We start from the raw sequence: 22,423 nt of genomic DNA, 5'->3' as shown, positions 1-22,423 counted from the left end.
GGGCCCGCCCTCCGGCGGGCCCGATACATCAGATGTGGTAGATGTCCAGCACGTGATGGATGTGGTCGTTCTTGAGGACCACGTACTTGCGCTTGATCAGCGGCTTCGGACCGGTAACGTCGAGGGTGTATTCGGACGTGCCGAAGTAGGTATCGACGATCTGGTAGCGGTAGCTATGGGTGGTCCAGTTGAAGCGCAGCCGGATCGTGCTGTCGTCCTGGGAGAGGATCTCCAGGTTGTTGATCGCGTGGCCGGTGCGGGTGTCCGGAATGGTGGCGCTCGAGCGTTCGGTCTCGATGCGGAACACGCGGTCTTCCAGACCCTGCTTGTTGGCGTAGTAGATCAACGAGACTTCGTTCTGCGGATTGGTGGTCAGCGTGCCGTCGTCATCCCAGGACGGCATCCAGAACTCCACGTCTTCAGCGTAGAAGGCCAGCCAGTCGTTCCAGCGGCGTTCGTCGAGGGCACGGGCTTCCTGGTACAGGTAGGTTTGAATGGCTTCGTAGGACAGCATCACTTGTCTCCGTTGTTTTCTTCAGCGTGGATGGCTTTCTTCATGGCTTCGACCCAGTACTTGTGCTGCACGGTGTACAGGCCTTCGTCTTCGGTCTTGACGCCGGACAGTTCCGGCTTGAGGCCGATCGCCTTGGCGTTGTCGTCGGCGCCTTCAACCCAGTGCACCGAGCCGCGGGTCATGTCGTTCCACTTCACAGCGCGGGCGTTGAAGCCCTGCTGGCAGGAGCGGAACTCTTCCAGGTCGTCCGGGGTGGCCATGCCGGTGGCGTTGAAGAAGTCCTCGTACTGACGCAGGCGGCGGGCACGGGCTTCGGGGGCTTCGCCCTTGGGGGCGATGCAGTAGATGGTGGCTTCGGTCTTATCGACGGAGATCGGGCGCAGCACGCGGATCTGCGAGCTGAACTGGTCCATCAGATACACGTTGGGGTACAGGCACAGGTTGCGGGACTTGCTGAGCATCCAGTCGGCCTTGGCTTCACCGAACTTCTCAACCCACTCGTCGCGCTTGGCCCACAGCGGGCGGTCTTCCGGGTTGGCCCAGTTGGTCCACAACACCAGGTGGCCATTCTTGAATGAGTAGGAGCCGCCGCCCTTGCGCGCCCAGCCGCCGGCGCTCATGGCCTTGATGGTGTCGACCTTGCCGTCGGTGGTACGGCGCCCTTGCGTGGCGGCGTAGTTCCAGTGGGTGGCGGTGACGTGGTAGCCGTCGGCGCCATTTTCGGCCTGCAGCTTCCAGTTGGCGTCAAAGACGTAGGAGCCGGAACCGCGCAGCACCTCGATGCCTTCCGGTGCCTGATCCACGATCATGTCGATGATCTTGGCGGCTTCGCCCAGATGCTCGACCAGCGGCTTGACGTCCGGGTTGATGCTGCCGAACAGGAAACCACGGTAGTTTTCGAAAGCGCCCAGCTTGACGAGATCGTGGCTGCCGTTGCAGTTGAAGCTGTCGGGGTAACCCGCGTCCGGGGTCTGGTCCTTCACCTTCAGCAGCTTGCCGGCGTTGTTGAAGGTCCAGCCGTGGAACGGGCAGGTGAAGCTCGACTTGTTGCCCTTCTTGTGGCGGGCCAGCTGCGCGCCGCGGTGCGTGCAGGTGTTGAGCAGCGCATTCAGGTTGCCGGTCTTGTCGCGGGTCAGCACCACCGGCTGACGGCCGACGTAGACGGTCATGTAGTCATTGACGTTGGCGATCTGGCTTTCGTGGGCGAGATAGACCCAGTTGCCCTCGAAGACGTACTTCATCTCGAGCTCGAACCATTCCTCATCGGTGAAGGCAGAGCGATCCAGGCGGTAGATATGATTGACGGGATCCTCTTCAAGCAGGGCATCGAGCTTGTCGAGACGGGTCTGGGTGTCGTGGCGGATCTGGGTCACGCTGGTCTCCTATTCGCGGTCTGAATCAAAAATCGCCCACGGGCGCTGGTGCAAAACGATTTCTTCGGGCCGAGCCCTGCCCTGCCGCCGACCTGGCAGGTCGACACGCACAAAGGGCAAAACGGGCTTCGGTAAGGGCGCCGCCGAATGGCGGCCGGGGTAGCGACCGCCTAGGGCGGATCGCGGGGGGAAAGCATCTGCGGCATGATTCTCGTCTCCGTTCCTGGCCTGCTTGTCTGCGAGGCTCTGTCCTGTTCACCGGACTCCGGATTTGCTCAATTCGTTGGCTGATCGAGCATTACGTTGAGTCTGGCCTTGCGGGAGACCTGATAGCGAAAGGCGTGCCAGCTCTTGCGTAAAGTCAATTAGCATAATCGGCGCAACCCAGAGCTGGCGCGGGATTTAGGTTAATTCTCGAGATTTTTTGGAGGGGCACAGGTATGCTTCGCCGGGCATCGAAGCACCTGAGCAAATGAATCAAATGCTTTAATCCATTCATTAATAATGCACTGCACAATGAATCAATGCATTCACGCCCCTGCAAGCGGCAGGGTCATTTGGAGTTGTTCGCCACCCGCCAACCGGCGTATCTTCGGTATTGCCGACATCGAATCGGCTTCAGGCACGCCGCGTGCTACAACCCGCGACTCTGATTCAGACCTATAAGCATTGAGGAGGGAGAGACAATGCACGCCAGAACCCGCAATGCCCGGGAGGTTCGCCTGTGAAATCGGCCAGCCGTCCACCCGTGATTCCGCAAGGTCATCTGCCGGTCGTGCCGCCCGAGCAGGTTGAAGCCGAGAAGGTGCTGTTCCCCGAGGTCAACGACCTGATGGGGCGGCTGCACTTCTCCACCAGCGACGGCCGCATCTGGCTGGACGACCAGCGCATGCTGCTGGTCCACGCCAAGGCGCTGGGCATGCTGCGCCGGGACATGATCGAACTGCTGGGTCTCGACGTGGCCCGTGGTTTCATGACCCGCATGGGCTACTACGCCGGCGTTGCCGACGCGCAGTTGGCCCGCAAGGTGCGCCCCAAGACCTCGATCCGCGACATGTTTGTGGTCGGCCCGCAGATGCACTGCCTGGAAGGCATCGGCATCTCCGAGGCGGTACGCATCGAATGCGACGTGGAGCGCGGCATTCATTACGGCGAGTTCATCTGGACCAGCCCCGTCGAGGACGAGGAGCACATCCGCCATTTCTCCATCGGCACCGAGCCGGCCTGCTGGATGCAGATCGGCTACGCGTCGGGCTTCTCTTCCGAGTTCATGGGCCGCCAGGTGCTGTACAGGGAGGTGGAGTGCCAGTCGATGGGCCACTCCGTCTGCCGCATCATCGGCAAGCTAGTCGAGGAATGGGGCCCGGAGGCCGCCGAGGATCTGCGCTACATGATGCCCGAGACCCTGCAGATGGGCGTGCCGCCGAATGTCGTGCGGCCGGCCTGTGGGGTCGGTCAGCCCGGCGCAGAACAGATCCCTACCGACATGCCTGTAGGCATGTCGCCCAGCTTCAATTCGGTAATGCACTTGGTACGCCGCGTCGCGCCGACCCAGGCGACGGTACTGTTCCTCGGCGAGAGCGGCGTCGGCAAGGAAGTCTTCTCGCGCACACTGCACCGCCTCAGCTCCCGCGCCGACAAGCCCTTCGTTGCGGTTAACTGCGCGGCGATCCCGGAACAGCTGATCGAGTCCGAACTGTTCGGCGTCGAACGCGGCGCCTACACCGGTGCGCTGCAGAGCCGCCTGGGCCGCTTCGAGCGGGCCGACGGCGGCACCCTGTTTCTGGATGAAATCGGCACCCTCAGCGCCAGCGCCCAGGGCAAGCTGCTGCGGGCGCTGCAGGAGGGCGAGATCGAACGCCTCGGCGACTCCCAGACCCGCAAGGTAGACGTGCGCGTGATCGCCGCAACCAACGTGGACCTGCGCGACGAGGTGAAGGCCGGGCGCTTCCGCGAGGATCTGTTCTTCCGCCTCAACGTCTTCCCGGTGCGCATCACCCCGCTGCGCGAGCGCCGCGAGGACATCCCGCTGCTGATGACCCATTTCCTATCCAAGTTCAACGCCCGCCACGGGCGCCGCCTGACCGGCTTCACGCAGCGGGCGGTGGACGCCATGCTGTCCTACAACTGGCCGGGCAACATTCGCGAGATGGAGAACGTCATCGAGCGCGGCGTGATCCTCGCGCCGGAGGGCGGTGCCATCGACGCCCCCCACCTGTTCACCAGCGGCGAGCGCTTCACCGAACAGCGCTTCACGATCAACAAGGACGGCAAGCTGGTGGCCATGGACCCGTCGGTCTTCGTCACCGAATTGACCCAGGACCGGGAAGTCGAACGCGTCAGCCGGCGCGTCAGCAACCTGCTCCTCGACGATCACGACGACTGCGACAAGGTGTCGCTGGACGAGATCGAAACCCTCCTCCTCAAGCGCGCCATCGAACGCGCCCAGGGCAATGTTGCCGCCGCTGCGCGCCTGCTCGGCATCACCCGGCCGCAGATGGTCTATCGCCTGAAGAGCCGGGGCATCATCAACGAGGGCGAGTAAGCCCGACTGCTGCGCGCTCCGACCGGGGCGCGCTACCCTCCTCCCATTGCGGGTGCTTACTCCACGCGAGTCAGCACATGCAGGATCTCGCGCTGGGTAGGCCCTAGCACCTCGGCCAGGCTCACTGTGTCGAGGGACTTGAAGAAGGCCTCCAGCGCGACGTCGAACACGCCCTTCAGGCGGCAGCGCGAAGTCAGCAGACAGCGGCTGCCTTCGGTGAAGCACTCCACCAGGGCCAGATCTACCTCCATCTTGCGCACCACTTCGCCAATCCAGATCTCCGCCGGCGGCCGAGCCAGGCGCAGACCGCCGCCCTTGCCGCGGATACCTTCGACAAAACCGTTGCGGATCAATTGATTGACGACCTTCATCAGGTGACTGCGGGAGATCTCGAAACGCTCGGAGATCTCCTGGATCGTCGGCAAGCGATGCTCGTTGGAAGCCAGAAAAATCAGGACGCGCAAGGCGTAATCGGTGTGCTGGGTGATGTGCATGGCCGGCGATCGACTCTGAAACACGCCCGTTCCGGGCATTGATTGCTCCGATTATAGGGGATTCCTTTAAAGATTCATTTTCGTTGACTCTTTTAAAGATGCATTTTAGAGTCAACTTAAACCAATACCCAACAACCACGGAGAGACCCGCATGAAGCCCCAGCGCAACACGCCCCCGGAACACCCGACACTGGAACAAGCCTGCGCCGTGATGCGGCGCGCCTACAAGCTCGGTTGGATCAGCACCCGCGACGGCAACATCTCCGTGGCGATGACCGACGGGCGCGGCTTTCTGGTGTCGGCCAGCGGCGTCATCAAACATGCGCTGGTGCCGACCCAGTTCGTCTACGTCCCTGCCGACGGCACGCTGGCGGCCGACGCCTATCCCCAGCCGTCGGGCGAGCTGGAACTCCACCGCCGCCTGCAGGTACGCCTTGGCGGCCGCAAGCTGACCGTCCTCCACCTGCATCCGACTCATACCGTCGCCGCGCTGTATGCCGGTCACCAACTCGCCGAACTGTCGGCCGGCTTCCCTGAAGTCACCCGCTACACCCGCGTCGGCCAGGACGTACCGGCCCTGCCTGCCACCAGCCTGGAGCTGGCAGAAGCCTGCGAAGCCGCCTTCCAGCCAGCGCTGGGACCGGCGCCGCATATCGTCGGCCTGGATCGCCATGGCGTCGTCGCCGTCGGCCGGACTCCTTGGGAGGCCTTCGAGCACGTGGAACGACTGGAACACATCTGCCGTATCGCGCTGACCGCCGGCCAGCCGGCCACGGCCGTCCATTCCGAGCAGACCCGCACTTACTGATTTCCCTTAACGGGGGCGCTCCCCATCGCCCCCTGCAGTTCGACAAAACAATCCCAACAGAGAGGATTCCTCCCCCATGCTGTCCACCACCGCACGCCCGCTCATCGAGGCGACCGTCCCCGTCCTGCTGGCCAACGGCGAAGCGATCACGCGCCATTTCTACGCCCGCATGTTCGGCCACCACCCGGAGCTGAAGAACCTCTTCAATATGGGCAACCAAGCCAGCGGCAATCAGGCCCAGGCTCTGGCCGGTGCTGTGTATGCGTTTGCCAAGCACATGGACAAGCCGGAAATCATCGGCCCGGTGCTCGACCGCATCGCCCACAAGCACGTCAGCCTGGGCATCACGCCGGCGCAGTACACCATCGTCGGCCGCCACCTGATGGCTTCCCTTGGCGAAGTGCTTGGCGCGGCGATCACCCCGGAAATCGCCGCCGCCTGGGACGAGGTCTACTGGCTGATGGCCACCGAACTGGTGGCCCGCGAAGCCCGCCTTTACCAGGAGCGCGACTGGCAGGCAGGCCAGTCCTGGCCGGTGATGGACGTCGCCCACAAGGAAGTCACCAGCGCCGACACCGTGGCCCTGACACTGAAGCCCCGCGACGGCGCGGCGCTGCCGGATTTCGTGCCTGGCCAGTACCTCAGCGTGGCTTTGCCAATCCCCGAGGCCGGGCTGACCCAGGTGCGCCAGTACAGCCTGTCCGATGCGCCGGGCAAGGACGCGTGGCGGATCACAGTGAAGCGCGTCGCCGAGGGCGATGCCGCGCCGGCCGGCGCGGTGTCGAGCCGCATCCACGGCGACATCGAGGTTGGCGATCAGATCCGCGTCGGCCCGCCGGCCGGCGATTTCCGCCTGCAAGGCGACACGCGCCCGGTCGCCCTGATCAGTGCTGGTGTCGGCATCACCCCGATGGTCTCGATGCTGCGTCACCTGACGGCAACGCAACCCGCACGACCGGTGCTGTTCGCTTACGCCACCGCAGCGGCCGATCGCTACCCCCACCGCGACGAGGTGGAAGCCTGTGTCGAGGCGCTGAAAGATGCCCGCTACCACCTGTGGCTGGAAGAGGCCGGCGCCGACCCCCAGGCGCTGCCAGGCCGCATGAGCCTGGACGCCGTCGAGCTGCCCACCGATGGCGACTTCTACCTGTGCGGCCCGCTGCCCTTCATGCAGGAACAGCGTCGCAAACTGCTGGATCAGGGCGTTTCCCGCGACCGTATCCACTACGAGGTCTTCGGGCCCGACCTTTTCGCAGAACTGCAATAAGCCCTGAGCAGCGGGGATCAGCATGCTCTGCTGATCCCCAGCCGCCGCTCAAGACGTCTTGCGTACCGGCCACGGCCGGTGCAGCACCAGGTAGGCGAAGGAGCCGATAACCACGCCCCAGAAAGCGGAGCCGAGGCCGAGGAAGCTCATCCCCGAGGCCGTCGCCAGGAAGGTGATGATCGACGCTTCCCGATGGTCCGCCTCGTTGATCGCTCCCATGATATTGGCGGTGATTGCTCCGATCAGCGCCAGACCGGCCAGCAGCGCGACGAACTCCTTCGGCAACACCGCGAACAGGGACACGATGGTCGCCCCGAAACAGCCGCCGATCAGGTAGAACACCCCATTGGAGATTCCCGCCACATAGCGCTTGGCCGGATCGTCGTGGGCGTCCTTGCCCGTGCACAGCGCCGCGGTGATCGCCGCGATGACGATGGTGATGCCGCCGAAAAAGGCCACGACGAGGGACGCAATGCTGGTGATCGCCAGGATCGGCCGCGCCGGCGTCGAATAGCCCGAGCTGCGCAGGATTGCCATGCCCGGCAGGAACTGTCCGGTGATGCTGACGAGTACCAGCGGCAAGGCAAGGCTCAACGTAGAACTCCAGCTCCACTCCGGCCGGATGAAGGTCGGCGTGGCGAAGCTCAGCTGCACCTTGCTCAGGTCCGCTCCACCGATGCCCACGGCCAGCGCGACGCCGAGCACCAGCACCAGCACCATGCAGTAGCGCGGCAGCAGGCGCTTGAGGATCACGTACGCAGCCACCATGCTGAAGGTCAGCAGCGGCATCGAGCCGGCTGATTTAAACGCGTTACTGCCGAACTGGAACAGGATGCCCGCCATCATGCCGGCGGCGATGCCCTTCGGCACATGCTTCAGCACCCGGTCGAAGTAGCCGGTGATGCCGATTACGAAGATCACCAAGGCAGCACTGATATAGGCCCCGACCGCCTCGTTGAGGGACAGGCCGGGAAACAGCGTCACCAACAGCGCCGTGCCCGGTGCCGACCAGGCGGTGACGACCGGCACCTTCAGCACCCAGCTCAGGAAGATCCCCGACAGCGCTGCGCCGATGGACACCGCCCACACCCACGAGGAGATCATGTCTGGCGACACATGGGCTGACTGGGCCGCCTGGAAGAAGATGATCATCGGCCCCGAATAGGAGATCAGTACTGCCAGGAAGCCCGCCGTGACGGACGAGACCGACCAGTCCTTGCTCAGCATGGTTTTCTCCGTACTCTGATTGGGCTGGTCGCCAGTGTCTTCACCGGCACGCCAGCCCTGCAACACACGCTCAGTCATGGCCAGCCACTCCGCGCGGCCGGTACGGCGCCTCGAGGCGGGCCACCTCCTCCGCCGTCAATTTCAACGAGATGCCCGCCAGCGCATCCTGCAGGTGATGGGGCTTGGACGCACCGACGATGGGCGCGGTGATGCCGGTCCGGCTCGCCACCCAGGCGATCGCCACCTGCGCCGCCGGCACGCCACGCTCCTGCGCGACCGCCTCGACGGCAGCAACGATTGCATCTTCGGTAGCCTGCTGGTCGTACCACGCATGGGCCAGGTTGTCGGTATTCGCCCGCGTCGTCTGCGTCTTGCGCGAACCGGCGAGCAGGCCACGAGCCAGCGGCGACCACGGCGTCACGGCAATGCCTTCCTCCCGGCACAGGGGTAGCATCTCGCGCTCCTCTTCCCGGTAGATTAGGTTGTAGTGGTTCTGCATCGACACGAAGCGAACCAAGCCATGACGCTCCTGGAAGGTCAGCATCTTCATGAACTGCCAGGAATACATGGACGACGCACCGATGTAGCGGGCCTTGCCGGCGCGGACGATGTCGTCGAAGGCCTGCAACGTCTCCTCGATGGGCGTTTCCGGATCGAAGCGATGGGCGATGTAGAGGTCCACGTAGTCCGTACCCAGCCGCTTCAGGGACGCATCGATGCTGGCCATGATGTGCTTGCGCGACAGGCCGCGGTCGTTCGGTCGCTGGCTCATCGGGTAGAAGACCTTGGTGGCGATCACCATGTCGTCCCGCGACGCAAAGTCACGCAGCGCGCGGCCGAGGATCTCCTCGCTGGCGCCGAGGGAATACATGTCGGCGGTGTCGAAGAAGTTAATGCCAGCGTCGAGCGCTTGGCGGATGAAGCCGCGGCTCGACTCTTCGTCAAGCACCCATTCGCGCCAGCTGGACTTGCCGTAAGTCATGCAGCCCAGGCACAGGGGCGACACCTTGAGGCCGGTGGAGCCGAATCGTACGTAATCCATGCCATATCTCCTGTTGATGCAATGAGGATCTTGGGAAGGATTATGAATATTGGCCCAGGATTGATAAATGTGCTGCAAACGGCAACACTATTTGTTTTAAACAAACAATCTATCTGCCGTGGACCACTTGCAAGCCATGCGGCTATACACCCGCATCGTCGAACTGGGCAGCTTCAGCCGCGCCTCGGAACAGCTCGACCTACCGCGGGCTTCGGCCACGCAGATCATCAAGCAGCTCGAAGCCCACCTCGGCACACGTCTTTTGCTGCGCACCACCCGCCAGGTCCGGCCGACCCTCGACGGCGACGCCTACTACCAGCGCTGCGTGGCGGTCCTGGCCGATATCGACGACATGGAGGCCTCTTTCTCCCAGGCCGCCCGCGACCCACGCGGACGCCTCAAGGTGGACATGTCCGGCTCCCTGTGCCGGTTGGTGCTAATGCCCGAGCTACCGGCTTTCTGCGCACGCTATCCGCTGATCGGCCTGGAGATCAGCGTCAGCGACCGGCAGATCGACCTTGTGCGGGAAGGCGTGGACTGTGTGCTGCGGATCGGCGAGCTGCGCGACTCGAACCTGGTCGCCCGGCCGCTGGGGCGTCTCGGACAACTCAGCTGCGCCAGCGCCGATTATCTGGCCCGCCACGGCACGCCGCGCACACTGGACGATCTCGACGCCCACCGGATGGTGGACTACTTGTCTGCCTCATCCGGCAAGTCCATTCCGCTGGAGTTCACCAACGGCACCGCTGTCGTGACACGTTCGCTTCCGTCCACTGTGGCCGTCAATAGTGGCGACTCCTACGTAGCGGCCTGCGAGGCCGGCTTCGGGATCATCCAGGCGCCCGCCTACCACGTCACCCGCCAACTCGCAGCCGGCACGCTGGTTGAAGTCTTGCCTGACCATCGCCCGCCGTCCCTGCCGCTGACCGTGCTTTACCCCCAGAACCGGCACCTGTCACCGCGTGTCAGAGTGTTCATCGAATGGCTGCAAGGTCTGTTTGCAGTGCAACGATGAAAGACCGGAAGGCGGATGTGAAGTCTGTTACGACCAGTTACATGATTTGATGTTGCAGTGCACCATCAAAATGATTAATATGGAACCTGTCTCCTCCACCCTCCTCCTTTGGTGTGGATTTAAGCCCGAGCAACCTCCCCGGTTCCTCGGGCTTCTTTTCGTCTGGAGTTAGCATTTTTCATCGCAAACAAAAATCTCTAGACGACTGGTCTAATCCGTTCTAGCATTCAAACCCATGAAGCAGCCCTACGCCGACACCCGCCAGCACATCCTCGATACCGCCGCCCATCTGATCGCGGCGAAGGGCTTTTCCTGCGTGGGTCTCAACGAAGTGCTGCAAGCGGCAGAAGTGCCGAAGGGCTCCTTCTACCACTACTTCAAGTCCAAGGAGCAGTTCGGCCAGGCCTTGCTGGAAGACTTCTTCAACCGCTACCTGGGCTTCATCGACAGCCTGTTCGCCAATACCGCACTTCCTGCCCGGGAGCGCCTGCTGCGCTACTGGCAGCAATGGCGGGATACCCAGTGTGAGGGCTGCGACGAGCAGAAGTGCATGGTGGTCAAGCTCAGCGCGGAAGTCGCCGATCTGTCGGAACCCATGCGCCTTACCTTGCGCGACGGCACCGAGCGCATCATCGGTCGCCTGGCTGATTGCATCGCCGCCGGCGCCGCCGATGGCTCCCTGCCCACCCTCGACCCGCTCGATACCGCGCGGACGTTGTACCAGTTGTGGTTGGGCGCCAGCCTGCTGGCCAAGTTGCATCGCACCGAATGCCCACTCGAACACGCGATGGGCGCGACAAAGAAAATCCTGTCCCTTTGAACCTTTGCGCAGACGATCGCTCCGAGACATCATTTACCAGAAAACTAGACGACCGGTCTATTCATACAAAAGGAATACCTATGCTGAACTTCGATTACTTCAATCCGACCCGCATCGTGTTTGGCGAAGGCAGCATTGCCCGCCTCAATGAACTGGTCCCCGCCGATGCCCGCGTGCTGGTGCTGTACGGCGGCGGCAGCGCCGAGCGCAACGGCACCCTGGCTGAAGTAGAAGCAGCCCTCGTTGGCCGTATCGTCAAGCGCTTCGGCGGCATCGAGCCCAACCCGGCCTACGAGACGCTGATGGAAGCCGTCGCGCTGATCCGCGCAGAAAAGCTGGACTTCCTGCTGGCCGTCGGTGGCGGCTCCGTGATCGACGGCACCAAGTTCGTCGCCGCCGCCGTCAATTACAGCGCCAGCGACGATCCGTGGCACATCCTGGAAACCTTCGGCGCCCACATCGCCGACGCGCTGCCGATGGGCGCCGTGCTGACGCTACCGGCCACCGGCTCGGAGATGAACAACTTCTCGGTGGTGAGCCGCAAATCGCTGCACGCCAAGCTGCCCTTCGCCAGCCCCCACGTCTTCCCGCAGTTCTCTGTCCTTGATCCGGTCAAGACCTACACGCTGCCCGCCCGTCAGATCGCCAACGGTGCGGTGGACGCCTTCGTGCACGTCGTCGAGCAATACCTCACCTACCCCGCCAACGCGCCGGTACAGGACCGCTACGCCGAAGGCCTGCTGCAGACCCTCGTCGAGGTCGGCCCGCAGGCACTGGCCACGCCGCAGGATTACGACGTCCGCGCCAACCTGATGTGGGCCGCCACCCAGGCCCTCAACGGCCTGATCGGCGCTGGCGTGCCGCAAGACTGGGCCACCCACATGATCGGCCACGAGATCACCGCGATGTTCGGCCTCGACCACGCCCAGACCCTCGCCGTCGTGCTGCCGGCCATGCTCGAACTGCGCCGCGAAGCCAAGCGCGACAAGCTGCTGCAATACGCCGCCCGCGTGTGGAACATCCATTCCGGCGGCGCCGATGAGCGCATCGATACGGCCATCGCCCAGACCCGCGCCTTCTTCGAATCCCTCGGCGTGAAGACCCGCCTCGGCGACTACGGCATCGGCGCCGACGCGGTGCCACGCCTCGTCGCCCAGCTGGAAGCCCACGGCATGACCGCCCTTGGCGAACGCCAGGACGTGGACCTGGCCCTCAGCCGCCGCGTCCTCGAAGCCGCCCTTTGATTTCCCCTCAGCAAGCCCCCTCAAGCACAAGGAACCTGACCATGACGACTCTCTTCGACCCCGTCCGCATCGGCGACATCGAACTCGCCAACCGCATCGTGATGGCGCCTCTGACCCGCAACCGCGCCACCGGCGGCGTCCCCAACGAGCTGATGGTGGAGTACTACCGCCAGCGCGCCAGCGCCGGCCTGATCATCACCGAAGCCAGCCCGATCAGCCCCATGGCCCACGGCTACCTCGACACCCCGGGCATCTACACGCCCGAGCAGGTCGCCGGCTGGCGCAAGGTCACCGACGCGGTGCACGCCGCCGGCGGCCGCATCGCGATCCAGCTGTGGCACGTGGGCCGCATCTCCCACACCTCCCTGCTGCCCGACGGTGCCGCGCCGGTGTCGTCAACCGCCCGCCGTGCCGAGACGGTCACCTTCACCCGCGAAGGCTTTGTACCCACGTCCACGCCGCGTGCGCTGCGTGACGACGAGCTGCCGGGCATCGTCGCGGACTACCGCCACGCCGCCCGCTGCGCCATCGAAGCCGGCTTCGACGGCGTCGAAATCCACGCCGCCAACACCTATCTCCTCGACCAGTTCCTGCGCGACAGCGTGAACGACCGCAGCGGCCCCTACGGTGGCAGCATCCCCAACCGGGCCCGCCTGCTGCTCGAAGTGGTGGAAGCGATCACCGCGGAAATCGGCGCCGCCCGCACCGGCATCCGCCTCAGCCCACTGATGACCTTCGGCGACAGCTCACCGGTAGACAGCAACCCGCAGGCCCTCTACGACTACCTGATCGGCCAGCTGGCACCGAAAGGCCTGGCCTTCCTGCACATCATCGAGGGCGAAACCGGCGGCGCACGGGCTCCTGAAGGCGCGCCGGCCTTCGACTACGCCGCGCTGCGCCGCGCCTTCGGCGGCCCCTGGATGGTCAACAACGGCTTCAACCGCAGCACCGCCTTCGAGGCCGTGGCCAATGGCGAAGCCGACCTGATCGCCTACGGCCGCGCCTTCATCAGCAACCCCGACCTGGTCCGCCGCCTGAAGGAAGACGCACCGCTCAACGAACTCCGCGCCGACAAACTATACGGCGGCGGTGCCGAGGGCTACACCGACTATCCCACGCTGGCCGGCTGATCCCGTCGCAGCCTCGACATCGCCGGGCCAATCAGGGCCGGCGATGTCGCTGGCCGAGCGGAGAAATCCCTGAAAAGTGCGCCCGTTGTCGTCGGAAGTCCCCGCCACGTACAATCCGGGCTCACTTTTTTCAGTTTTGGAATTTTCGGCATGAAGACCCTCATCGCAATCCTCGCTGCCACGTCGCTGCTGTCCGCCTGCGCCGTCTATACGCCTGCTGGCTCGGTGATCGTCGATCCCGGCTCCCGTCCTGCCGGCAATGGTGGCGGCGGCTTCTGCCCACCGGGCCAGGCCAAGAAGGGCAACTGCTGACAAAGCCTCAGCACCGCGGCAGGACGATGCCGCGGCACATCGGCCCGCAGACACTCAGTCCTTCAGGCTGTTCAACAGCTTGGTCTTGTCCCGGAATTCTCCCTGCACCTGGTTCAGAGAGAATTCCAGCCGCAGCACATTCTCCGCGAACTTGGCCCGTTCGGAATCCATCTCGACGGTGTTGCCGTCCACCGCGCCCTGGCCCGGCACCTGGTATTTGAGAGCGAGTGCCTGGGCCATGCGTTCTGTGCGGCCGGGCAGATGCCCGCCCGTGGTGGACGCCATCTTGAGCTGCGCCACCGGTGGCGTCAGCGCCGCCTGCAGCGCATCGCGCAGGTCCACATCGCGGGCCTTGAAGTTGGGGGTGTCGGCGTTGGCGATATTGGAGGCGATCACCTGCTGGCGCTCCGACAGGATGTTGAACACCCGCTCGTCGTAATCTTCGTCGGTGCTGCCCGGCGGCGGCAAGGCCATGTGGCGGGAATCCGTGCGCAGGCCATTGACCGTAGTCCGTTTGATGTTCTGGGACACCAACTCGGCAAATGACGAGCCCGCCTCGTCGCTACCCGCCATGCTCCGCCCGGTAATCGGCGTAGGATTGGGCTGCAACAGGCTCAGCGGCGCGGCAGGGTTGGTCAGCGTACTCATGGCGTTACCTTAGCATTGGCCGGTATCGCCATGTCGCCGACAATGCGGGGGTTTTCTCCCCTATTCCAGCAGATGAAAAGACATCGCTGAAGAGCGGCCGTGGGGGCGAGTTCATTCGCCCTCAGTCGGCTAAACGAAGTCCGCGGGCGAATGAATTCGCCCCCACAGGTACAAGCCCCTGCAGGTCAGGCGGTTTCCCAGCCTGGCCCCGCAGGGATGCTCCGGCTTAGAACACGTGGTTCACACCGACCATGTAGCCGTTCGGGTCGTAGCCCGGCTTGGCGACGGTGCCGACCAGGTTGCCGCCGTCGGTCAGGCTGTAGGTGCCGTTGGCCTTGTTGAGCACCTTGCCCCAGGTGCCGTACAGCGTCGTGCTGTCCTGCAGCTTGTAGGCGTAGGCAAGGCCCAGCAGGTTGGCGTCGCGGTTCTTGATCGACTTGTCGTCGAGCTGGCTGTAGCTCACGAAAGCCTTGCCACGCCACACCGGAATGCCGGCGCTGACGCTCCAGCCTTCGGCCTTGGACAGGGTGCCCGTCACGTTCTCGTAGTTGCCGCCGCTGATCCGGCCCGCCACATAGTTGCCGTACAGGGTCGCAAAGCCCAGGTTGTAGCTGCCGCCGACCTGCCAGCCGCGCCGCTTGGCGAGACCGGTCTCCTGCGCGCCGGTCGCCTGGGCGACGTAGCTGCCGTTATCCAGGCTCCAGGCGGTGAAGGTCGCATTTACCGGGCCACCCGCGTAATACAGCGCCAGATCGCCGCCACGACCGGCCTTGTCGGTGGTGACCGTCGTTGCGCCGGCCGCCGTCGGGGTGACCATGTTCACGTTGTTCTCGCTACCGCTGGTCAGCGTCAGCTGGCCAGAGAAGCCGGCGACTTTCGGTGAGGCATAGACCAGCGAGTTGTTGAGCCGGGTCGGCATGCCGCCGATCACCGGCAGGAATCCCGCCGAGGAACCGAAGAAGCCGGCGCCCATCGCTGCGGACATCACCGACGAAGTGTAGGAACCGGCGTACTGACGGCCAGCCGTCACGGTACCAAAGCGGGTCGAGAGACCGGCGTAGATCTGCCGCGAGAAGATCTGGCTGCCGTTGCTGGTCTGGCCGCCACTGGAGACGGCCGTGTTGTTGATGCCCGGCGTGATCGCGCCGGTGCCGACCGAGCCGGTGTCGAAGAGGATGCCGGCCTCCATCAGGTAGACCGCTTTCACCTCATCGCCCAGCTCCTTCTCACCCTTGAAACCGAGGCGGGAGGACGTCATGCCGCCGGAGCCGATCGTCGATTTCTGCCCGTAGCCGCTGTTCACCGTCGAGGCGCTGACATCGGCCACCCCGTAGATCGTCAGCGTGCCAGACGGCCCCGTCGGCACCCCCATCTGCAGGCCGGCGCCACGGGCCGGACCGCCGGTCTGGATCTCGGTCTTCTTCTGTTCTTCCTGGTTCTTCAGCAGTTGCTGGATCAGCTGGCGCTGTTCGGCCAGCTCACGCTTGAGCGCGTCGATCTCGCTTTCGGCGAAAGCCGGTGCGGCGGCGAACAGGCTGGCGATCAGGCAGGCCAGGCCGCTGCGGCGCAGGTTTGTGGACGTCGTGGTCATGGGTGCTCCTCCATCATGTGGATGTTTGTTATGGGTGTTGCAGGAAATGGACTACGCGCAGGCGGCGTTCAGCAGTCCCGGAAGACGGGTTGGCGTTTCTCGGCGAAGGCCGCCATGCCTTCCTTCTGGTCGGCCAGCGCGAAGGTGGCGTGCAGGGTGCGTCGCTCGAAGAGGAGGCCTTCGTTGAGCGGGCTCTCGAAGGCACGGCTGACTGCCTCCTTCATCATCATCAGCACCGGCAGGGAATAACCGGCGATAACGCGGGCAGTCTCCAGCGCCTCGTCGAGCAGGCGCTCGGCGGGAATCACGCGGGACACCAGACCGCAGCGCTCGGCCTCCTGGGCGTCCATCATGCGTCCGCTCAGGCACAGGTCCATCGCCTTGGCCTTGCCCACCGCCCGTGGCAGGCGCTGGGTGCCACCGGCCCCCGGAATGGTGCCGATCTTGATTTCGGGCAGCGCGAAGCGCGCGGTTTCCGCAGCCAGCACGATGTCGCACATCATCGCCAGCTCGCAGCCGCCGCCCAGGGCCAGCCCCGACACCGCGGCGATGACTGGCTTGCGGAAGGTCTTCAGGCGCTCCCAGTTGCGGGTGATGAAGTTGCCCTTGTAGGCGTCCATGTAGTCCATGGCACGGATCGCCGTGATGTCGGCACCGGCGGCAAAGGCCTTCTCGGAGCCGGTCAGCACGACACAGCGGACCTCCTCGTTGGCCTCGAAGAGGTCCAGCGCGGCGCCAAGGGCGTCCATCACCTCGTCGTTGAGAGCGTTGTAAACCTGCGGCCGGCACAGGCGGATCAGGCCGACGTTGCCGAGCACCTCGGCCAGAATGACGTCACTCATAGGGTTCTCCGCTGTGGGTCAGTCGGCGTCGCCAAAGGCCTTGGCGACGTTGCGCAGCTTGAACTTCTGCAGCTTGCCGCTGGGCGTGCGTGGCAGGTCCTCGACGATCTCGAGGCGCTCGGGGAAGTACTGTTTGGCCATCTGCTGGTGCTCGAGATAGGCGGTCATCCCGGCAAAGTCGAAATGCGCACCGGGCTTCACCGACACGAAGGCGCATACCCGTTCGCCGAGGCGCTTGTCCGGATAGCCGACGATGGCCACCGCAGAGATTGCCGGGTGCTTGTAGAGCAGGTTCTCGATCTCCACGACGGGGATGTTCTCGCCACCGCGGATCACCACGTCCTTGGTGCGCCCGGTGATGCGGATGTAGCCGTCCGCGTCGATGGTCGCCACATCGCCGGTATCGAACCAGCCGTCGGCGGACACGCTGTTGAGCTGCGGCCGCTTCAGGTAGCCGCCGAACAGGGACGCGCCGCGCACCAGCAGTGAGCCGCACTCGCCGGCCGGCAGCGCCTGCCCGTTGGCGTCCACTACCTTGAGCTCCATGCCCGGCAGCGGGCGGCCGTCGGAGATGCCGGACATCTCCAGCGCCCGCGCCGGCTCGGTGACCGTCACCGCACCGTTCTCGGTCATGCCCCACGCGGAACACAGGCGCATGCCGAGCAGCACCTGGGCACGCTCGATCAGCACCGGCGGAATCGGCGCGCCGGCGCAGCAGAATTTGTTGAAGGCCTGCGTCGTGGTATCACCCGCATCCACCGCGTTGCAGAGATCGGCGACAAAGGGCGTGGACGCCATGCTGAAGGTGACGCCCTCGTCACGGACGATCTGCAGCGCCCGCCGTGCGTCCCAGATGTCCTGCAGCACGGTCGTCGAGTTGAGGATGATCGGCAGCATCGCCAGGTAGCCGTAACCGGTCAGGTGTGCCATCGGCGACGCGCCCAGCACGATGTCGTCCGGCCCCAGCTCCATGCGCTCGATGTAGGCGTGCAGGTTGGAGAACAAGGTGTTGGAGGTGTGCATCACCCCCTTCGGCTCACCGGTGGTGCCGGAGGTGTACATCAGCAACAGCACGTCGTCCGGTTCTAGACCTGAGCCCTGCAGCGGCGGCGTGTCGTCGCGCAGCAGCAGCGTGTCGAAGCTGTCGGGCCCGTCGCCACCAATTACCACGAGCTGCCGGCTGCCGGTCAGGCCGCGGGCCATCGCCTCATAGTCGAAGCCGCGGAACAGCTTGGGCACGACGAAGACCTTGGACTCGCCAAAGCCGAGCATGAAGTTGAGCTCGTGCTGACGGAAGATCGGCATCAGCGGGTTGGCCACCGCGCCAATGCGCACGCAGGCCAGGGACAGCGCGATGAACTCCCAGCAGTTGGGCAGCTGGAAACTCACCACGTCCTGCCGTCCGACGCCCAGCCGGACCAGCCCGCGGGCGATGCGGTCGACGCGCGCGTCGAGCTCCCGATAGCTGAGCCGCTGCGGCGCACCCCGCTCCGCCGCGTAGGCCACCACCGCGGCTTTGTCCGGGCAGTCCCGCAGCGCCCGCTGCAGGTACACATCCACGGTCTCGTCCCGCCACAACCCGGCGGCCTTCATCGGCTCCATCCTGGGGGCCAGCAGTACCGGGTCGAACTTCATTGGCGTCCTCCCCGGATCGCCTGCGGCTTCCCTTGCTGATCCAGGCCGACGGCGCTTGGTGCGCCCTTAATCCTCTCCTGCATGTCTCGCTCCTTGAGTGGTGTGTCGCTGTTGTGATCTTTTGCGGAACTACTTGCTGCTCGATGGCGTGAAACGTATCGATACGACAGATTTAAGTCAACATATTTACTTTTTACAAGTTACCCATCGGGTTCTGCTTTCATGCGCCGCACAATTAAAACCCATTAAATCGGCTTTATTTGTGGGTTTTTCATGTTTCGCTATTGCACATTGAAATTCAATCCAAAAATTCAATCTGCTATTTGTGTAAATATATTGACAGATTGAGCGGCGGATTTTTAGAATCCGTCCAGACCCACAACAAAGGACGGAGAAGATGGACTTCAGCCTCAGCGAAGAACAGAAGGCGCTCGTCGAATCGGCCAGCCGGTTCGCCCGCAATCGCCTGGCACCGGATTACCGGGCGCGGGAAAAAGCCGAATGTGTCGAGCGGGAGCTCGTCGTGGAGATGGGGGAACTGGGCTTTCTCGGCCCTGAGCTACCGGAACAGTTCGGCGGGCTCGGCGTCGATTGCGTTACCAGCGGCCTGCTGCTGGAGCAGATCGCCTACGGCGACTTCAACGTGTCCTACGTCAATCTGCTCACGTCCCTGTGTGGGCAGATTGTGTCGTCCCACGCCAGGCCGGCAGTGGCGAAGGAATGGATGGACCTGGTCGTCACCGGCAAGAAGCTCATTGCCATCGCCCTCACCGAGCCCAGCGCCGGCTCCGACGCGGCCCGCCTCAAGCTGAAGGCGGTGCGCGACGGCAAGGACTTCATCCTCAGCGGCGAGAAGACCTCGATCTCGATGGCCACCCAGGCCGACGTGGCGGTGGTCTTCGCCCGCACCGGCAGCGAGGCCGACAAGGCCCGCGGGATCAGCGCCTTCCTGGTGCCGATGGACCTGCCCGGCGTATCCCGCACCACTTTCGACGACATCGGCACCCGCCCGGTCGGGCGCGGCTCGATCTTCTTCGACGGGGTGCGCGTGTCGGAAGACATGATGCTCGGCGATGAAGGCCAGGGCTTCATTCAGGTGATGCAGGGCTTCGACTACAGCCGCGCGCTGATCGGCCTGCAATGCATGGGCGTGGCCCGCGCCTCACTCGATGAGGCCTGGCGCTACAGCCAGGAACGGGAGGCCTTCGGCAAGCCGATCGGTGAATTCCAGGGTGTCAGCTTCCCGCTGGCCGAGGCGGAAACCTACTACGAAGCCTGCCGCAACCTGTGCCTGCGCACCCTGTGGCTGAAGGACCAGCACCTGCCCCACACCGCCGAAGCGGCGATGTGCAAGTGGTGGGCGCCGAAGCTGGCCTGCGAAATCATCCACCAGTGCCTGCTCACCCATGGCCACGGCGGCTACGGCGCCGACTACCACTTCGGCCAGCGCTACCGGGACGTACTCGGCCTGCAGATCGGCGACGGCACCGCGAACATCATGAAGATGATCATCGCGCGCCAGAAGACCGCCCAATACGCGATCTGACCCCCTACAGTCTCAGAGCTGAGACATGTTGCGCTGCAGGAGGTTGATGTAATGGATGAACGCCAACCGATCGTCGAAGGAAAAACCCTTCAGAGCCTCGTCGTAGAAGGTATGGATGGGGTCGGCGAGGGACTTCCACAGCTCGGTGCCCTTGGCGCTCAGGCGCACCTTCCGCTCACGCCGGTCTTCGGCGCCGGTAATTCGCTCGATCAGGCCGTCGCGCTCGAGGCGGTTGAGCAGGCCAGTGAGGTTCTGTCGGCTCACCAACAGGTAGCGGGACAACTCATTGACGCTCATCCCTTCCGCCGCCTGCGGACGCGACAGCGCGCCCAGCACCGACCACTGCTGCGTCGTCACGCCGAAGTCCTCAAGGGCTTGCGTGCCCTTGGTGTGCAGCGTGTTGGCAGCCTGAAAAAGCCGGAAAAACAAGCGGTTGTTGATCTCAATGCCGGCAAGGCTCTTTTCGGTGGTGAGGTCGGTCATCGATGCAAGACGGTGCGGTGGATGCCGCATTGAAGCGCAAAGCAGCACGAAAACGCAACGGGGGCGCCCCCGAAACACAAACACCCAAGACACACATTCAACAAAGGAGAACAACATGCGAGGCATCAAAGGGAAAGTCACCATCGTCACCGGCGGCGCGGGCGGCATCGGCGCCGCAATCTGCCGGCGCTTCGCGGAAGAAGGCGCGCTGGTGGCGGTGTTCGACATCAACAAGGACGCCGCCGAGACGCTGGTCGCCGACATCCGCGCCAAGGGCGGCAGCGCAGCGGCCTTCGGGGTGGATCTGACCAGCCAGGAGTCGGTGGTCGCCGCCGTCAAGGCCGCCGAGCAGCAACTCGGCCCAACCCACATCCTGGTGAACAACGCTGGCTGGGACCACGCCGCGCCCTTCCTGAAGACCGACAAGGCCCTGTGGGACAAGATCGTCGCCGTGAATCTCTACGGTCCGCTCTACATGCATCACGCGGTGCTGCCGGGGATGTACGAACGCGGCGCCGGCAAGGTGGTGAACGTGGCCTCCGACGCCGCCCGCGTCGGCTCCTCCGGCGAAGCGGTGTACGCATACTGCAAGGGCGGCCTGCTGTCCTACTCCAAGACCATGGCCCGCGAGCTGGCCCGCAAGCAGATCAACGTCAACGTGGTGTGCCCCGGCCCCACCGACACCGCGCTGTTCCGCGACTTCGCCGGCGAAGGCGAACAGGGCGAGAAGCTCAAGGGCGCGCTGGCCAAGGCGATCCCCTTCGGCCGCCTCGGCCAGCCGGAAGACCTGCCCGGCGCAGTGCTGTTCCTCGCCAGCGAGGACGCGACCTTCATCACCGGCCAGGTCATCAGCGTGTCCGGCGGCCTGACGATGGCCGGCTAGGAGGCGCGAATAAATCTACTGCGCGTCCTGATCTCGCGATTCCGGTCCTCGTCGCGACCTCAGGCCTGCTCGCAACGATTTCTTCGCCCCCTCCAATCCCAACAGAAATACGAATCCACATTCCACACATCAGGAGACACGACATGGAATACCGCGACATCCTCTACACCAAGGCCGACGGCATCGCGACCATCACCATCAACCGGCCGAAGCAGTTCAACGCCTTCACCGCCAACACCTGCGAGGAGATGATCCACGCCTTCAAGGACGCCGACTACGACCGCAGCATCGGCGTGGTTGTCCTCACCGGCGCGGGTGAGAAAGCCTTCTGCACCGGCGGCGACCAGGGCACCCAGGATGGCGGCTACGGCGGCCGCGGCACCATCGGCCTGCCCATTGAGGAAGTGCAGAGCGCGATCCGCGACTGCAACAAGCCGGTCATCGCCCGCGTCAATGGCTACGCCATCGGTGGCGGCAACGTGCTGGTCACCATCTGTGACCTGGCCATAGCCTCCGACAACGCCCAGCTCGGCCAGGCCGGCCCACGCGTCGGCTCCGTCGATCCCGGCTTCGGCACCGCCCTGCTCGCCCGCGTGGTCGGCGAGAAGAAGGCCCGCGAGATCTGGTACCTGTGCCGCCGCTACACCGCCCAGGAAGCCCTGCAGATGGGCTTGGTCAACGCCGTGGTGCCCCAGGACCAGCTCGACGCCGAAGTGAAGAAATGGTGCGACGAGATCGTCGAGAAGAGCCCGACCGCCATCGCGCTGGCCAAGAAATCCTTCAACGTGGATACCGAGATGATCCGCGGCATGGGCGGCCTGGCCATGCACGCCCTCAAGCTGTACTACGAGACCCCGGAATCTGCCGAGGGCGGCAACGCCTTCCGCGAGAAGCGCAAGCCCGAGTTCCGCAAGTACGTGAAGTAAGGCGGCACACGCCGTGGGGGGGGGGGGAATGGGCCCCCGCCGGAACAAAGGGGGGTTAGGGGGGCAGTAATATACCCC

Annotated in this window: 21 protein-coding genes; 11 read left to right on the top strand and 10 right to left on the bottom strand. The window is 64.3% G+C overall.

All coding sequences use genetic code 11. The annotated features are described in order from the left end of the window. Nucleotides 1–28: 28 nt before the first annotated feature. Nucleotides 29–514, bottom strand: coding sequence for a benzoate 1,2-dioxygenase small subunit (gene benB / locus ACE3RX_RS12340; RefSeq protein ID WP_374483871.1), 486 nt, complete (start codon nucleotides 512–514; stop codon nucleotides 29–31). After that, nucleotides 514–1,887: a benzoate 1,2-dioxygenase large subunit gene (gene benA, locus ACE3RX_RS12335; protein ID WP_374483869.1), complete on the bottom strand. Its 1,374-nt coding sequence runs from the start codon at nucleotides 1,885–1,887 to the stop codon at nucleotides 514–516. Before benA ends, benB begins: the two co-directional genes overlap by 1 nt. Nucleotides 1,888–2,635: 748 nt before the next feature. Here benA and ACE3RX_RS12330 point away from each other — a divergent pair. Further along, nucleotides 2,636–4,432: a sigma 54-interacting transcriptional regulator gene (locus ACE3RX_RS12330; protein ID WP_374483866.1), complete on the top strand. Its 1,797-nt coding sequence runs from the start codon at nucleotides 2,636–2,638 to the stop codon at nucleotides 4,430–4,432. Nucleotides 4,433–4,488: 56 nt separating this feature from the next. On the opposite strand, the gene ACE3RX_RS12325 is transcribed toward ACE3RX_RS12330, so the two are convergent. Next, the gene (locus ACE3RX_RS12325) at nucleotides 4,489–4,950 is read right to left on the bottom strand and encodes an Rrf2 family transcriptional regulator (RefSeq protein ID WP_374483864.1); all 462 of its coding nucleotides are present in this window, start codon (nucleotides 4,948–4,950) and stop codon (nucleotides 4,489–4,491) included. Between the two features lie 127 nt (nucleotides 4,951–5,077). Here ACE3RX_RS12325 and ACE3RX_RS12320 point away from each other — a divergent pair, with 127 nt between their 5' ends. Together ACE3RX_RS12320 and ACE3RX_RS12315 are read left to right on the top strand one after the other, a co-directional pair. Further along, nucleotides 5,078–5,734 (top strand): class II aldolase/adducin family protein, encoded by a 657-nt coding sequence (locus ACE3RX_RS12320; protein ID WP_374483861.1) that lies wholly within the window; start codon nucleotides 5,078–5,080, stop codon nucleotides 5,732–5,734. A gap of 76 nt (nucleotides 5,735–5,810) precedes the next feature. Continuing rightward, nucleotides 5,811–7,001, top strand: coding sequence for a globin domain-containing protein (locus ACE3RX_RS12315; protein WP_374483859.1), 1,191 nt, complete (start codon nucleotides 5,811–5,813; stop codon nucleotides 6,999–7,001). A 48-nt stretch (nucleotides 7,002–7,049) separates the two neighbouring features. Here ACE3RX_RS12315 and ACE3RX_RS12310 read toward each other — a convergent pair whose 3' ends face one another. Both ACE3RX_RS12310 and ACE3RX_RS12305 read right to left on the bottom strand, forming a co-directional pair. Then, nucleotides 7,050–8,306, bottom strand: coding sequence for a benzoate/H(+) symporter BenE family transporter (locus tag ACE3RX_RS12310; RefSeq protein WP_374483857.1), 1,257 nt, complete (start codon nucleotides 8,304–8,306; stop codon nucleotides 7,050–7,052). Then, entirely contained in the window at nucleotides 8,299–9,270 is a 972-nt protein-coding gene (locus ACE3RX_RS12305; RefSeq protein WP_374483855.1) for an aldo/keto reductase, read from the bottom strand. Before ACE3RX_RS12305 ends, ACE3RX_RS12310 begins: the two co-directional genes overlap by 8 nt. Before the next feature lie 136 nt (nucleotides 9,271–9,406). Between ACE3RX_RS12305 and ACE3RX_RS12300 the strand changes: the two genes are divergently transcribed. The 5 genes from ACE3RX_RS12300 (at nucleotide 9,407) to ACE3RX_RS12280 (ending at nucleotide 13,791) form a co-directional block, all read left to right on the top strand. After that, nucleotides 9,407–10,285: a LysR family transcriptional regulator gene (locus tag ACE3RX_RS12300; RefSeq protein ID WP_374483853.1), complete on the top strand. Its 879-nt coding sequence runs from the start codon at nucleotides 9,407–9,409 to the stop codon at nucleotides 10,283–10,285. A 235-nt stretch (nucleotides 10,286–10,520) separates the two neighbouring features. Further along, nucleotides 10,521–11,105: a TetR/AcrR family transcriptional regulator gene (locus ACE3RX_RS12295; RefSeq protein ID WP_374483851.1), complete on the top strand. Its 585-nt coding sequence runs from the start codon at nucleotides 10,521–10,523 to the stop codon at nucleotides 11,103–11,105. An 80-nt stretch (nucleotides 11,106–11,185) separates the two neighbouring features. Continuing rightward, a complete protein-coding gene (locus ACE3RX_RS12290; RefSeq protein ID WP_374483848.1) occupies nucleotides 11,186–12,349 on the top strand; it encodes an iron-containing alcohol dehydrogenase in 1,164 nt (387 codons plus the stop codon). A 41-nt stretch (nucleotides 12,350–12,390) separates the two neighbouring features. After that, on the top strand, nucleotides 12,391–13,479 hold the full coding sequence (locus tag ACE3RX_RS12285) for an alkene reductase (protein ID WP_374483845.1): 1,089 nt from the start codon (nucleotides 12,391–12,393) through the stop codon (nucleotides 13,477–13,479). A 150-nt stretch (nucleotides 13,480–13,629) separates the two neighbouring features. Continuing rightward, entirely contained in the window at nucleotides 13,630–13,791 is a 162-nt protein-coding gene (locus ACE3RX_RS12280; RefSeq protein WP_088179541.1) for a hypothetical protein, read from the top strand. A 54-nt stretch (nucleotides 13,792–13,845) separates the two neighbouring features. Here the strand turns inward: ACE3RX_RS12280 and flgB are convergent, their stop codons facing one another. From flgB to aliA, 4 genes are all read right to left on the bottom strand, one after another. Then, nucleotides 13,846–14,439, bottom strand: coding sequence for a flagellar basal body rod protein FlgB (gene flgB / locus ACE3RX_RS12275; RefSeq protein WP_374483843.1), 594 nt, complete (start codon nucleotides 14,437–14,439; stop codon nucleotides 13,846–13,848). Nucleotides 14,440–14,665: 226 nt separating this feature from the next. Beyond that, a complete protein-coding gene (locus tag ACE3RX_RS12270) occupies nucleotides 14,666–16,030 on the bottom strand; it encodes a porin (protein ID WP_374483841.1) in 1,365 nt (454 codons plus the stop codon). Nucleotides 16,031–16,098: 68 nt separating this feature from the next. After that, nucleotides 16,099–16,872, bottom strand: coding sequence for an enoyl-CoA hydratase (locus ACE3RX_RS12265; protein ID WP_374483838.1), 774 nt, complete (start codon nucleotides 16,870–16,872; stop codon nucleotides 16,099–16,101). 18 nt (nucleotides 16,873–16,890) lie between these two features. Beyond that, nucleotides 16,891–18,507 (bottom strand): cyclohexanecarboxylate-CoA ligase, encoded by a 1,617-nt coding sequence (aliA, locus tag ACE3RX_RS12260; RefSeq protein ID WP_374483836.1) that lies wholly within the window; start codon nucleotides 18,505–18,507, stop codon nucleotides 16,891–16,893. A 397-nt stretch (nucleotides 18,508–18,904) separates the two neighbouring features. Here aliA and aliB point away from each other — a divergent pair, with 397 nt between their 5' ends. Further along, on the top strand, nucleotides 18,905–20,053 hold the full coding sequence (gene aliB, locus ACE3RX_RS12255; protein WP_374483834.1) for a cyclohexanecarboxyl-CoA dehydrogenase: 1,149 nt from the start codon (nucleotides 18,905–18,907) through the stop codon (nucleotides 20,051–20,053). A gap of 12 nt (nucleotides 20,054–20,065) precedes the next feature. On the opposite strand, the gene ACE3RX_RS12250 is transcribed toward aliB, so the two are convergent. Further along, nucleotides 20,066–20,536, bottom strand: coding sequence for a MarR family winged helix-turn-helix transcriptional regulator (locus ACE3RX_RS12250; protein ID WP_374483832.1), 471 nt, complete (start codon nucleotides 20,534–20,536; stop codon nucleotides 20,066–20,068). Nucleotides 20,537–20,651: 115 nt separating this feature from the next. On the opposite strand from ACE3RX_RS12250, the gene badH reads away from it, so the two are divergent. Together badH and badI are read left to right on the top strand one after the other, a co-directional pair. After that, nucleotides 20,652–21,419, top strand: coding sequence for a 2-hydroxycyclohexanecarboxyl-CoA dehydrogenase (badH, locus tag ACE3RX_RS12245; protein WP_374483829.1), 768 nt, complete (start codon nucleotides 20,652–20,654; stop codon nucleotides 21,417–21,419). A gap of 143 nt (nucleotides 21,420–21,562) precedes the next feature. Then, complete coding sequence (gene badI, locus ACE3RX_RS12240) at nucleotides 21,563–22,345, top strand: 2-ketocyclohexanecarboxyl-CoA hydrolase (protein ID WP_374483827.1); 783 nt, start codon at nucleotides 21,563–21,565, stop codon at nucleotides 22,343–22,345. Nucleotides 22,346–22,423 lie beyond the last annotated feature (78 nt).

Origin of the sequence: Zoogloea sp., from assembly GCF_041914405.1 — a bacterium.
In the GTDB taxonomy this organism is placed as follows: Bacteria; Pseudomonadota; Gammaproteobacteria; order Burkholderiales; family Rhodocyclaceae; genus Zoogloea.
This window is presented reverse-complemented; position numbering and strand designations above follow the sequence as displayed.

Excerpts from the sequence above, each read along its gene's own strand:
- ACE3RX_RS12250 (WP_374483832.1), bottom strand. The coding sequence starts at position 20,536 with ATGACCGACCTCACCACCGAAAAGAGCCTTGCCGGCATTGAGATCAAC.
- ACE3RX_RS12270 (WP_374483841.1), bottom strand. The coding sequence starts at position 16,030 with ATGACCACGACGTCCACAAACCTGCGCCGCAGCGGCCTGGCCTGCCTG.
- aliB (WP_374483834.1), top strand. The coding sequence starts at position 18,905 with ATGGACTTCAGCCTCAGCGAAGAACAGAAGGCGCTCGTCGAATCGGCC.
- benB (WP_374483871.1), bottom strand. The coding sequence starts at position 514 with ATGCTGTCCTACGAAGCCATTCAAACCTACCTGTACCAGGAAGCCCGT.
- flgB (WP_374483843.1), bottom strand. The coding sequence starts at position 14,439 with ATGAGTACGCTGACCAACCCTGCCGCGCCGCTGAGCCTGTTGCAGCCC.
- ACE3RX_RS12295 (WP_374483851.1), top strand. The coding sequence starts at position 10,521 with ATGAAGCAGCCCTACGCCGACACCCGCCAGCACATCCTCGATACCGCC.
- badH (WP_374483829.1), top strand. The coding sequence starts at position 20,652 with ATGCGAGGCATCAAAGGGAAAGTCACCATCGTCACCGGCGGCGCGGGC.
- ACE3RX_RS12315 (WP_374483859.1), top strand. The coding sequence starts at position 5,811 with ATGCTGTCCACCACCGCACGCCCGCTCATCGAGGCGACCGTCCCCGTC.
- ACE3RX_RS12300 (WP_374483853.1), top strand. The coding sequence starts at position 9,407 with ATGCGGCTATACACCCGCATCGTCGAACTGGGCAGCTTCAGCCGCGCC.
- ACE3RX_RS12320 (WP_374483861.1), top strand. The coding sequence starts at position 5,078 with ATGAAGCCCCAGCGCAACACGCCCCCGGAACACCCGACACTGGAACAA.
- ACE3RX_RS12310 (WP_374483857.1), bottom strand. The coding sequence starts at position 8,306 with ATGACTGAGCGTGTGTTGCAGGGCTGGCGTGCCGGTGAAGACACTGGC.
- aliA (WP_374483836.1), bottom strand. The coding sequence starts at position 18,507 with ATGAAGTTCGACCCGGTACTGCTGGCCCCCAGGATGGAGCCGATGAAG.
- ACE3RX_RS12285 (WP_374483845.1), top strand. The coding sequence starts at position 12,391 with ATGACGACTCTCTTCGACCCCGTCCGCATCGGCGACATCGAACTCGCC.
- badI (WP_374483827.1), top strand. The coding sequence starts at position 21,563 with ATGGAATACCGCGACATCCTCTACACCAAGGCCGACGGCATCGCGACC.
- ACE3RX_RS12280 (WP_088179541.1), top strand. The coding sequence starts at position 13,630 with ATGAAGACCCTCATCGCAATCCTCGCTGCCACGTCGCTGCTGTCCGCC.
- ACE3RX_RS12290 (WP_374483848.1), top strand. The coding sequence starts at position 11,186 with ATGCTGAACTTCGATTACTTCAATCCGACCCGCATCGTGTTTGGCGAA.
- ACE3RX_RS12265 (WP_374483838.1), bottom strand. The coding sequence starts at position 16,872 with ATGAGTGACGTCATTCTGGCCGAGGTGCTCGGCAACGTCGGCCTGATC.
- ACE3RX_RS12305 (WP_374483855.1), bottom strand. The coding sequence starts at position 9,270 with ATGGATTACGTACGATTCGGCTCCACCGGCCTCAAGGTGTCGCCCCTG.